10 protein-coding genes are annotated in these 11,974 nt (G+C 60.9%); 3 read left to right on the forward strand and 7 right to left on the reverse strand.

All coding sequences use genetic code 11. The features are described 5' to 3' along the window. Positions 1-107 precede the first annotated feature (107 nt). The 4 genes from ACW9I6_RS25055 to ACW9I6_RS25070 form a co-directional block, all read right to left on the reverse strand. Positions 108-1,376 (reverse strand): OprD family porin, encoded by a 1,269-nt coding sequence (locus ACW9I6_RS25055; protein ID WP_457339962.1) that lies wholly within the window; start codon positions 1,374-1,376, stop codon positions 108-110. Between the two features lie 148 nt (positions 1,377-1,524). Further along, positions 1,525-2,382, reverse strand: coding sequence for a copper homeostasis membrane protein CopD (gene copD / locus ACW9I6_RS25060; protein ID WP_003207822.1), 858 nt, complete (start codon positions 2,380-2,382; stop codon positions 1,525-1,527). A gap of 3 nt (positions 2,383-2,385) precedes the next feature. Next, on the reverse strand, positions 2,386-2,751 hold the full coding sequence (gene copC, locus ACW9I6_RS25065) for a copper homeostasis periplasmic binding protein CopC (RefSeq protein WP_003207825.1): 366 nt from the start codon (positions 2,749-2,751) through the stop codon (positions 2,386-2,388). A gap of 23 nt (positions 2,752-2,774) precedes the next feature. After that, positions 2,775-3,218 (reverse strand): GNAT family N-acetyltransferase, encoded by a 444-nt coding sequence (locus ACW9I6_RS25070; RefSeq protein ID WP_003207827.1) that lies wholly within the window; start codon positions 3,216-3,218, stop codon positions 2,775-2,777. 144 nt (positions 3,219-3,362) lie between these two features. Between ACW9I6_RS25070 and ACW9I6_RS25075 the strand changes: the two genes are divergently transcribed. Continuing rightward, positions 3,363-3,983, forward strand: coding sequence for a TetR/AcrR family transcriptional regulator (locus ACW9I6_RS25075; protein WP_003207828.1), 621 nt, complete (start codon positions 3,363-3,365; stop codon positions 3,981-3,983). Between the two features lie 118 nt (positions 3,984-4,101). On the opposite strand, the gene preA is transcribed toward ACW9I6_RS25075, so the two are convergent. From preA to hydA, 3 genes are all read right to left on the reverse strand, one after another. Beyond that, positions 4,102-5,376: an NAD-dependent dihydropyrimidine dehydrogenase subunit PreA gene (preA, locus tag ACW9I6_RS25080; RefSeq protein ID WP_003207829.1), complete on the reverse strand. Its 1,275-nt coding sequence runs from the start codon at positions 5,374-5,376 to the stop codon at positions 4,102-4,104. Continuing rightward, entirely contained in the window at positions 5,376-6,743 is a 1,368-nt protein-coding gene (locus tag ACW9I6_RS25085) for an NAD(P)-dependent oxidoreductase (protein ID WP_087694481.1), read from the reverse strand. The genes preA and ACW9I6_RS25085 overlap by 1 nt, the downstream gene beginning before the upstream one ends. Before the next feature lie 163 nt (positions 6,744-6,906). Continuing rightward, positions 6,907-8,346 carry a dihydropyrimidinase gene (gene hydA / locus ACW9I6_RS25090; RefSeq protein ID WP_003207833.1) on the reverse strand — a complete coding sequence of 480 codons (1,440 nt, stop codon included), beginning with the start codon at positions 8,344-8,346 and terminating at the stop codon, positions 6,907-6,909. Between the two features lie 601 nt (positions 8,347-8,947). Here hydA and ACW9I6_RS25095 point away from each other — a divergent pair. Next, a complete protein-coding gene (locus ACW9I6_RS25095; protein WP_003207834.1) occupies positions 8,948-10,435 on the forward strand; it encodes an NCS1 family nucleobase:cation symporter-1 in 1,488 nt (495 codons plus the stop codon). 179 nt (positions 10,436-10,614) lie between these two features. After that, the gene (locus ACW9I6_RS25100) at positions 10,615-11,898 is read left to right on the forward strand and encodes a Zn-dependent hydrolase (protein ID WP_087693198.1); all 1,284 of its coding nucleotides are present in this window, start codon (positions 10,615-10,617) and stop codon (positions 11,896-11,898) included. Positions 11,899-11,974 lie beyond the last annotated feature (76 nt).

Here is an 11,974-nt window from a genome sequence, read left to right on the forward strand (position 1 = left end):
CGGGAGCAAGCTCCCTCGCCACAGCAATCTCCCTCCCCACGGCAAGCTCCCCCCCCCCCACAGCAATCTCCCCCGCCACAAAAGCCTTTCCGGTTGTTTGTAAACCGCTATAACAACGACAGCGGGTAACTGATGAATATCCGGTTTTCATCAAACTCGTTGGTACTGAAATCCCGGCGCATCGTTGCGTTGCGCCAGCGCACATTCAGGTCCCGCAGTGGACCGCTTTGTACCGTGTAGGCCAGCTCCGACTCACGGCCCCACTCCTTGCCATTGGTGATTGCCCCGGTGTGCACGTTATCGCCACTGATGTAGCGGTTCATCATGGTCAACCCGGGAATGCCCAGTACCACGAAGTTGAAGTCGTGCCGCACCTGCCAGGACTTTTCCTTGGCGTTGTCGTAGCTGGCGTTGTAGCTGTCGTTGGCCAGGGTGCCGCCGCTGGTGCCGTTGACCCGCATCCAGGCGCTGTCGCCGCTGAGTTTCTGCAGGCCGATATAGAAGCTGTTGCCTTTGTATTTGGCCGAGAGCAGGGCGAACGCGGTTTTGTTGTCGAGGTCGCCGGCCAGGGCCTTGCCGTCTTCCTTGCCGGTGAAGAACCCGAGGTTGGCGCCCAGGGTCCAGTCGCCCACGGGCTGGCTGTGGGTGAGGTTGAAATACTGTTGCTGGTAGATGTCACTGAGTTCGGCGTACCACACGCCAACCTGGGTGCGCTTGTCGTTGAAGGTGTATTCGCCGCCGCCGAAGTTGAAGCGGTCCGAGGTGAATGCGGCTTTGCCGTTGAGAAACATGTCATCCATGCTCGCGTCGTTGCGCGGGCTGTTGCCGCGGAACTGGCCGCCATACAAGGTCAGGCCGGCGATTTCCCTGGACGTTACCTGGCCGCCGCGGAACGTTTGCGGCAGTGAGCGGCCGTCATCCGAGCGCAGGATCGGCAGTACCGGCATCCATTCGCCGACTTTCAATTCTGTGTTCGACAGCCTGGTTTTCAGCGCCACGCCCAGGCGCCCGAAGTTATCGGCAGGGCGGCCATCGCTGCGGGTCGGCAGCAGTTGGGTGCCGGCGGTACCTTTGCCGCCGTCGAGTTTCTGCGAGTAAAGGCCCAGCACGTCCAGGCCGAAACCGACGGTGCCTTGGGTGAAGCCGGACCTGGCGTCGAGAATGAAGTTTTGCGTCCACTCCTCAGCCTTGCCCTGGGGGTAGGCGGGGTTGGTGAAGTTGCGGTTGAAGTAGGCGTTGCGCAGGTTGAGCGTGGCGGTGGCGTCATCGATGAAGCCTTCTGCCGAGGCGGTGGCGGGGAGGGTAAAGGCCAGGCTGCTCAAACCGATGGCGGCAAAACGGGTGGTGCCGGAGAACTGGCGGACGTGTTGGCTCACAGTGACGCTCCCTTGTCTTTTTGTTGTTTTTATTTTTTGTTATACGTTGTCGTACAACATTGAGGGCGATATTTGCGAGGTTTCAGGGGGATGTCAATCGAAAGTTATACGATGACTCCCTGCGTGAAGGGAGTCAGGGGGGAAGGAGTTATCCCGCTGCAACCATGGGCGGCAAGGTGCCAAGCAGCGAAACGGCGGCTACCGCTGAAACACCTAGTAACCATTCAATCATCACGCTGGCCTTCAAGGCAGGCAGCCGCTGCTCACAGTTGTGAATCCGCAGGCGGTTCAGCAGCGCCAGGGCGAGCATGCCGAACACCAGCAGCACCTTGATCAACAGGATCAGGGCGAACCCTGTGAACAAGGGCGTCGGCCAGAACTGCCCGGTGAGCACCCGCACGTTGATCAATCCGGTCACCAGCAGCCCTGTCACCAGGCCATAACCGATGCCACTGAAGCGCTTGAGGATCGGTTCCAACGGATAGCGGGGCGATTGCCTGAGGATCAACACCAGCAGGAGCAGGCCGCCCAGCCAGGCACCGACACACACCAGGTGCACCACCTGATTGAGGATCAGCAACTGTCCGGCCATGCCATTGAGCATGGCGCCATGGCCCACCGGTGCCAGTGTCGCCAGCAGCAATGCACAGAGCGGCAGGCGCAACGCTTTCCACGGCGTCATCAGGCCCAGAACCAGCAGCACGTTCAGTAGCAAGTGCCAGGTCCAGACCTGGCCGAAGAAGGTTTTGCCCAGCACCAACTGCACGGTCGACCATTCCAGCGCGCCCAGCCCGACACCGGCCATGCTCGCGCTGATCAACAGCAGCCACGCCACCCCCGACACCAATGCCAGCCACGCCAACCCTTGGGTGATGCGCGACAGTTGGCGGTCCAGCACCGGTTGCGGTCCCGCGCCCAGCAGCCAGGGCCTGAACACACAGGCCCCGAACATCAACAGCACGACGATGAAATGCAGGAAACGGCACAGCACCAGCAGGGTGGCCATGGATTATTGGCCGACCTTGAAGCTGTATTCACCGTTGCTCTTGTGGGTATCCACCGAGACCGCGTTCCACACCACTTTGTAGGTGCCGGCGGCCAAGGGTGCGGCCGGTGTCACCACCAATACTTTCTTGTCGGCGTCCGGGGTTTCCAGGCCCTTGATCGCGACTTCGGTGCCGTCCTTGCTCAGGGATACCTTGGTGAAGGTCGCTTCAACGCCTTCGCTGAACGTCAGGCGCAGGTCCTTGGGCGCGGCGACGCTGCTGTCGGCGGCAGGCTCCGAGCTTTTCAGGTGGGCGTGGGCAAACGCGGCCGAGGCGCCCAGCAGGGAAGCGAGCAGGGCAACGGTGGTGAGGGTCTTCTTGATCAACATTGTTCAATACCTTCAGGTGAGAGTCAGTCGTTCGGTAGTGCCATGTGCAACAAGGGGAAGGGCTTGCCTTCGCCATCGACGGGCGAGCGGCCGGTCTGGATAAAACCATAGTGCAGGTAGAAACCCACGGCCTGTGGATTCTGCTCGTTCACGTCGACCCGCAGGGTGTCGTGGCGGGCGCGTACGAAGTCCAGCAACTGGCGACCGATGCCCTGGCCGCGTCGGTTCGGGTCGATAAACAGCATCTCGACATTATTGCCGCCGGTGCCGACGAAGCCGCCAATGCCTTGGGTATCTTCGTACACCCACACTTCAAGTGCGGGCATCGGCAGGTAGCAGTCGCGTACCAGGGGCAGCAGGCGCTGGATGTCGTCTTCGCTGAGAAAGTCATGGGTGGCGCGCACCGAGCGTTCCCACAGTGCACCCAGCACCGGGTCGTCGCACGCGCTTCGCTGTCGAATAGTCATGGGGGATGATCCTTCGAGGGGATGGCGATGCTAACCAATCCGCTATCGGCGGGGAAGGTTCTTGTACGAAGTTTCACAGTGGCGTGTCGCCGCGATCTAGAGCGGATGGTAGTCTTGAAGCCATGTTGTTGTCAGGGAGCCCTTATGGGCAATCACAAGATCGGTATTCGTCGGGTCAACGTCGAAAAGATTCTGCTGGCGGCTGAAAAGGTCTTCGCCGAGAAGGGCTATGGCAGCACCGCCATGGCCGACATCGCTGAAGAAGTGCAACTGCCGCGCTCCAACCTGCATTACTACTTCAGTACCAAGAGCGAGCTGTACAGCGCGGTATTGTTCGACCTGCTCGAGGTGTGGAAGCAGGACGCCTTGTGCTTCGAGATGTTCGACGACCCGCGGGTGGTGCTCAGTAGCTACATCCGCGCCAAGATGCAACATTCCCGCAGCCGGCCTTATGGTTCGAAAGTCTGGGCGAATGAAATCATCCACGGCGCGCCAACCCTGGGGGAGGCGCTGGATGTGAGCCTGTATGACTGGGCCAAGATGAAGGAAGCGAAGATTCGCCAGTGGGTGGAGGACAAGCGGATTTTGCCGGTGGAGCCGTCGAGCCTGCTGTATATGATCTGGGCGTCGACCCAGCACTATGCCGACTTTGATCATCAGGTGAAGATCCTGAATGACCATCAGCCGTTGTCGGACATGCAGTTTGAGCGGGCGGTGCAGACGGTGACGAGTGTGATCCTGCGGGGGATCGGGTTGGAGCCCTAGATCGTTCCCACGCTCCGCGTGGGAATGCCGCCTGGACGCTCTGCGTCCGTTCTTAAGGTCGTGACGCGGAGCGTCAACGGATGCATTCCCACGCGGAGCGTGGGAACGATCATTCAGGCTATACCGCCTCGCGGTAGGGGTTCCTCGGATCCTGCGTCCAGTTCAAAAACGGCTTCCCGGTATCCACCGGCACCATCTCGATACAGTCCGCCACCGGGCAGGTGATCTGGCACAGGTTGCACCCCACGCACTCATCATCGATCACCTCGTATTTATGTGTCCCATCCGCCTGCTTCAAGCTGGCAATCGCCTGGTGCGACGTATCTTCACAGGCAATATGGCAACGCCCACAGCCAATACATGCCGCCTGGTCAATTTTGGCGATCACCTGGTAATTGATATCCAGGTACTTCCAATCCGTCGTATTGCCCACCGCCCGCCCGGAAAATTCCTGCAGGCTGCTGTAACCCTGGCTGTCCATCCACCGCGACAGCCCGTCCTTCATTTCTTCGACAATCCGAAACCCATGCAGCATCGCCGCCGTGCACACCTGCACCGCGCCGCAGCCCAGCGCGACGAATTCCGCTGCATCGCGCCAGTTGCCAATCCCGCCAATCCCGCAGATCGGCAAGCCTTGTGTCTGTGGGTCCCGGGCAATCTCCGCCACCATGTTCAGCGCAATCGGTTTCACCGCCGAGCCGCAGTAACCCCCGTGGGTGCTTTGGGTGCCGACCATCGGCAGGGCGACCATGCGCTCCAGGTCGACACTGGTGATGGAGTTGATGGTGTTGATCAGCGACACCGCATCCGCGCCCCCGCGATAAGCCGCTCGCGCTGCCACGCGAATGTCGGTGATGTTCGGCGTGAGCTTGACGATCACCGGCAGCGAGCAATAGGTCTTGCACCAGCGCGTCACCTGTTCCACATACTCCGGCACCTGGCCCACCGCCGCGCCCATGCCGCGTTCCGGCATGCCGTGGGGGCAGCCGAAGTTCAGCTCGATGCCGTCGCAGCCGGTGGCTTCCACCAGTGGCAGGATGTGTTTCCACGACTCCTCAACACACGGCACCATCAATGACACGATCAGCGCGCGGTCCGGCCAGTCCTTTTTCACCTGGGTGATTTCCCGCAGGTTGATCTCCAGGGAGCGGTCGGTAATCAGCTCGATATTGTTGATGCCGAGCACTTCACGGTTGGCGCCAAAGTGCGCCGAGTAGCGCGATGAGACGTTGACCGCCGCCGGGTCTTCGCCGAGGGTTTTCCAGACCACGCCGCCCCAGCCTGCTTCAAAGGCGCGGACCACGTTGTAGGCCTTGTCGGTAGGCGGCGCGGAGGCCAGCCAGAACGGATTGGGGGCTTTGATACCGGCGAATACAATCGAGAGATCGGCCATTACGCAGCCTCCACATTCAGCATGAGTTGGGCGTGCATGGCTTGCGCGGCCAGCTTGCCGTGTTGCACGGCCTGGACGGTGAGGTCCTGGCCGAGGCTGACGCAATCGCCGCCGGCGTACACGCCGGGGATGCTGGTGCGCAGCTGTTCGTTGACGAAGATCCGATCGCCCTGGCGTTGCAGTTGGTGGGCCAGCGGGTCGTGCAGCGCCTCGTCGTCGAAGCCTTGGCCGATGGCCTTGAAGATCGCGTCGGCGGCCAGTTCGAAGGTCTCGCCGGTGGCTTGCAGGCGGCCATCGACCATGCGGGTGCGGGCGAAACGCATGCCGCGCACATGGCCCTGGTCGTCGAGCAACACTTCTTCGGGCTGGGCCCAGGTCAGCAGGCGTACCTGGTTGGCCTTGGCGATGTCCTGCTCATGGCCGGTGGCGCCCATTTCAGCCAGGCCACGGCGATACACCAGGTTGACGTCACGGGCACCGAGGCGGGCCATTTGCACCGCCATGTCGATGGCCGTGTTGCCGGCGCCGAGCACGATGCAACGGTCGGCCAGGGGCAGTTGACTGAGGTCGTCGGCCTGGCGCAGTTCACGGATGTAGTCGGTGGCGGCGAGCAGGCCGGGGGCGTCTTCGTGTGGCAGGCCGAGCTGTTTGCTGGCAGCCAGGCCAAGGCCGAGGAACACTGCATCGAACTGCTGGTGCAGTTCGCTCAAGGTCAGGTTGTCGCCCAGGCGCTGGCCGTGACGGATCTCGATGCCGCCAATTTGCAGGAGGAAATCCAGTTCCTTTTGCGCGAAGTCATCCACCAGCTTGTACTTGGCGATCCCGTATTCATTCAGGCCGCCGGCTTTTTCCCGGGCTTCGAAAATCACCACGTCATGGCCGTGCAAGGCGCTGCGATGGGCGCAGGACAAACCCGCAGGCCCGGCGCCGACCACCGCGATGCGCTTGCCGGTGGGCGCGGCGCGCTGGAACGGGTGTTCGCTGAAGTGCGCGTTGTCCACCGCGTAACGCTGCAACAGGCCGATCAGCACCGGGGCGCATTCCTCGGCATTGTTGCGCACGCAGGCTTGCTGGCAGAGGATTTCCGTCGGGCAGACCCGGGCGCAACTGCCGCCGAGGATATTCGCCGAGAGAATCTTCTGCGCGGCGCCCTGGACGTTCTCCGTGTGGATATTGCGGATGAACGACGGGATATCGATCTCGCTGGGGCACGCGTTGACGCACGGCGCGTCGTAGCAGTAGAGGCAGCGCGACGCTTCCAGTTGGGCTTGCCGGGCATTGAGCGGCGGCGCCAGGTCGGTGAAATGCGCGGCGAGGGCCGCCGCATCTTCATGGGGGTGGGGAAGATGGTTCAGGGTCTGGATCACGGTATTGGCCTCACGGTTTTTGAGGTGCTGCCTCTGGTGGGCAGTGGTTTTTTTGTTGCCGGTACCGGCCTCTTCGCGAGCAAGCCCGCTCCCACATTCGACTGCATTTATCCTGTTGGAATGGGGGCGAATGTGGGAGCGGGCTTGCTCGCGAATGGCGGCCTCAGCGTTTCACAGCAACCGGCCTGGAACGCTCCGCCCGCTTGCTCAACTGCTCAAACACCGGCGGATACGTCGGCCGTTCGATATACCGACCCGCACCCCGTTCGGCGCGCAAATCCCCATCCGCCCAGACCAGCTTGCCCTGGCTGATGGTATGGCTCGGCACGCCGCGCACGGTCTTGCCTTCGAAGATGTTGAAGTCGACTTTCTGGTGGTGAGTCTTCGCGGAAATGGTCCGTGTGCCTTGCGGGTCCCACAGCACCAGGTCAGCGTCGGCCCCCACGCGGATCGCACCTTTACGCGGGTACAGGTTGAAGATCTTCGCGGTGTTGGTAGACGTCAGCGCAACGAATTCCTGCATCGACAAGCGCCCGGTGTTCACGCCCTCATCCCACAACAGCGCCATGCGGTCTTCGATACCGGCAGTGCCATTGGGAATCTTGCTGAAGTCATCCCGCCCGGCGGCTTTTTGCTCGGCGCAGAAGCAGCAATGGTCGGTGGCGGTGGTGTGCAGGTTGCCCGATTGCAGGCCATGCCACAGTGCCTCCTGATGCCCGCGCGGGCGGAAGGGCGGGCTCATCACATAGCCGGCGGCGGTCTGCCAGTCGGGGTGTTGATACACGCTGTCGTCCAGCAGCAGATGCCCGGCCAATACTTCGCCGTACACCGGCTGGCCCTTGCTGCGGGCGTAGGTGATTTCATCCAGCGCTTCCTTGGTGGACACGTGCACCAGGTACAGCGGCGTGCCGATGGTTTCGGCAATCCTGATCGCCCGGCTGGCGGCTTCACCTTCCACCTGCGAAGGCCGCGACAACGGATGCGCTTCAGGCCCGGTAATGCCCTGGGCCATCAGCTTGCGCTGCAGGTGATACACCAGCTCGCCGTTTTCGGCATGCACCGTCGGTACCGCACCCAGTTCCAGGCAGCGTTCGAAGCTCGCCACCAAGGTGTCGTCGGCGGCCATGATTGCGTTCTTGTACGCCATGAAATGCTTGAAGCTGTTGATGCCGTGTTGGCTCACCAGCTCGGCCATTTCCTCGCGGACCTGCTCGCTCCACCACGTAATGGCGACGTGAAAGCCGTAGTCGGACGCCGACTTCTCGGCCCAGCCGCGCCACTGATGGAAGGCTTCCAGCAGGGATTGCTGCGGGTTGGGAATCACGAAGTCGATGATCGACGTGGTGCCGCCCGCCAACCCGGCGGCCGTGCCACTGAAAAAATCTTCACTGGCCACGGTGCCCATGAAGGGCAGCTGCATATGGGTATGGGGGTCGATGCCGCCGGGCATCAGGTATTGACCGCTGCCGTCGAGTATCTCGGTGCCGGCGGGAATATCCAGATCAGTGCCAATGGCGCGGATTAGACCGTCTGCGCATAAAACATCGGCTCGGTAACTTTCATCATGGGTAATAACGGTAGCGCCACGGATCAACAGCGACATGTCGAGTTCCTCACAGGCTTGACCGGCTTGTGCCAGTTCTAAGTGTTGTCATGCATCGCGCCGCTGGAAAATTAATTCCTGTCAGCGGTGACAGGAATAGAAACTAGCCCGAGTTTTTCGAATGAGCAAGAATATTTTTTATAAGCTTATGTCTGTAATAACTGATTGAATTTTAACGATAAAAAATCAAAATCACCAAAATGTAGCGACCTCTCACCATTTTGACGCACTTGACAGGTTCCCAATATGAGCAACATTTCCTATTGCAAATCAGACGCTTGAGACATGCCTCTTGACGGGGCCGGTAAATAAAAATAATTGTGTTGCACCAGATTGAGTCCTGATGGTTCGGACAACTTCTGCGTTATTTGGCCTGAGTAACGCTGAAAGTAACGAGGGGCTCTTCGGTCGAGACAATAAAGCTGATAAACATCAGCAAGTTATATAAGCGGTGCGGGCAGGTTGACGGTTTACGGCACGGTTATTGAGTGCGGTGGCGGTTGGCCGGGTCCCGGATGTCATGTTGTCAACGAGGTACTCCGGCCATCCCGTGCACGTCACGGGATGAGCAAAAATAATTCGAAAAAACCGTGGAGCGGCCATGCAACAGAACAGATCGCAAGTCATTGAGCGCAACGGCCTGTACGAACTCGACGCCGGCCCCGACGTCCTCGACAGCCCCCGCTACAACCACGATATGGCACCGACCAAGGTGCGCGAACGCACCTGGAACAAGTGGCATATCACCGCGCTGTGGATCGGCATGTCGGTGTGTGTGCCGACCTACACCCTGGGCGGCGTGCTCACCGCGTACTTCGGGTTGTCGGTGGGCGAGGCGCTGATGGCGATCCTGCTGGCCAATATCGTGGTGCTGATCCCGCTGACCCTCAACGCCTTCCCCGGTACCAAGTACGGCATCCCGTTTCCAGTGTTGTTGCGCTCGTCCTTCGGCGTGCTCGGCTCCAACGTGCCGTGCCTGATCCGCGCGTTGGTGGCGTGTGGCTGGTTCGGTATCCAGACGATGTTTGGCGGCCTGGCGATCCACCTGTTCCTGGGGTCGATTTTCGAGGGTTGGAAATCCCTTGGCGGCACCGGTGAAGTGATCGGCTTCATGATCTTCTGGACCCTGAACCTGTGGGTGGTATTGCGTGGCGCCGAGTCGATCAAATGGCTGGAAACCCTGTCGGCACCGCTGCTGGTGGCGGTGGGTATCGGGCTGCTGGTGTGGGCGCTGCCGAATGTGTCGCTGACCGAGCTGATGGCGATCCCGCCCAAACGTCCCGAAGGCGCCAGCCTCACCGGCTACTTCATGGCGGGCCTGACGGCGATGGTGGGTTTCTGGGCCACCTTGTCGTTGAACATTCCCGATTTCAGCCGCTACGCCAAAAGCCAGAAAGACCAGATCCTCGGGCAGATTTTCGGCCTGCCGCTGACCATGTTCCTGTTCGCCGCCCTCGGCGTAATCATGACCGCCGCCTCGGTGAAACTGGTGGGCGTCAGCGTCTCCGACCCGGTCACCCTGATCGGCCATATCCAGAGCCCGGTGTGGGTGGCCGTGGCCATGGCGCTGATCATCATCGCCACCTTGTCCACCAACACCGCAGCGAACATCGTCTCACCCACCAACGACTTCCAGAACATCGCGCCCAAGCTGATCAACCGCACCACGGCGGTGGTGCTCACCGGCCTGGTGGGCCTGGCGTTGATGGCCCATGAGCTGCTGAAAAAGCTCGGGCTGATCATCTCCGACGTGAGCCTGGAAACCGTCTATTCCAACTGGTTGCTGGGTTACTCAAGCCTCTTGGGGCCGATCGCCGGGATCATGGTGGTGGACTATTTCATCATCAAGAAACAGCAACTGGACCTCGCCGGTTTGTATCGTGATGACGTGTACCCGGCGTGGAACTGGCATGGCTTCCTGGCGTTTGGCGTGCCGGTGGTGCTGACGTTGCTGTCCCTGGGCAGCGATGCGTTCAGCTGGTTCTACAGCTATGGCTGGTTCACCGGCTCGGCGCTCGGTGGCCTGTTGTATTACGCCCTCTGCATGAAACGCGGGGCTCGTGTGGTCGCCGTGAAAACACCGCTTTAATCGATGTGGAATGCAATCAAATGTGGGAGCGGGCTTGCTCGCGAATACGGTGTGCCAGTCGCCAGATGTGTTAGCTGAATCACCGCCTTCGCGAGCAAGCCCGCTCCCACATTTTTGATCGCAGTCCTCCAGTGAGAGTCTGGTCAAATTCATAAGAACTACTGCCTGAGGAGATCCCCATGAACGCTGCCATAGACGTTCTGCAATCCACCCATCAGCACATCAACCGCGATCGTCTGTGGCTGTCCCTGATGGAACTCGCCAAGCTCGGCGCCACCCCCAAGGGCGGCGTCTGCCGCCTGGCCCTGACCGACCTCGATCGCCAGGCCCGCGACCTGTTTGTGAAGTGGTGCGAGGAAGCGGGCTGTACCGTGACCATCGATGGCGTCGGCAATATCTTCGCCCGCCGGCCCGGGCGCAATCCCCAGTTGCCGCCGGTGATGACCGGCAGCCATATCGACACCCAGCCCACCGGCGGCAAGTTTGATGGCTGTTTTGGCGTGCTGGCGGGCGTTGAGGTATTGCGCACCCTCAATGACCTGAAGGTGGAAACCGAAGCGCCGCTGGAAGTGGTGGTGTGGACCAACGAAGAAGGCTCGCGCTTTCCTCCATGCATGATGGGCTCCGGGGTGTTTGCCGAGAAATTCACCCTGGCCGACACGCTGGCCAAGACGGATGCCGACGGCGTGACCGTGGGCGATGCGCTGAATGCCATTGGGTATGCCGGATCACGCCCGGTGAGCGGGCACAAGGTGGGCGCATATTTCGAAGCACATATCGAGCAAGGTCCGATTCTTGAGGATGAAAAGAAAACCATCGGTGTGGTGCTGGGCGCCCTTGGCCAGAAATGGTTCGACCTGAAACTGCGGGGTGTCGAGGCGCATGCGGGGCCGACCCCGATGCACCTGCGCAAGGATGCCCTGGTCGGTGCCGCGGCCGTGGTGGCTGCAGTTAACGCGGCGGCGTTGGGTCATCAGCCTCACGCCTGCGGCACCGTCGGTTGCCTGCAAGCGTATCCGGGCTCACGCAACGTCATTCCTGGCGAAGTGCGCATGACCTTGGACTTCCGCCATCTGGAACCGGCGCGGTTGGATTCGATGATTGCCCAGGTGCGCAAAGTGATTGACGAAACCTGCGCCAAGCACGGCCTCACGTTCGAGATGACACCCACCGCTGACTTCCCGCCGCTGTACTTCGACAAAGGCTGCGTGGATGCCGTGCGTGATGCGGCCAATGGGTTGGGGTTGTCCAACATGGATATCGTGAGCGGGGCAGGGCACGACGCGATCTTCGTCGCGGAACTGGGGCCGGCGGGAATGATCTTTGTGCCGTGTGAAGGTGGCATCAGCCATAACGAAATCGAGAACGCGGCGCCGGATGATTTGGCGGCGGGGTGTGCGGTGTTGCTGAGGGCGATGGTGGCAGCTTCGGTGGCAATCGCCAGCGGTAAGTTGGCTGCCTGAGTACGTCCAGTCACTGCGATAAAATGTGGGAGCGGGCTTGCTCGCGAAGGCGGTGTGTCAGCCAGCATATCCGGTG

It is taken from the genome of Pseudomonas sp. SDO5522_S412, from assembly GCF_054071215.1.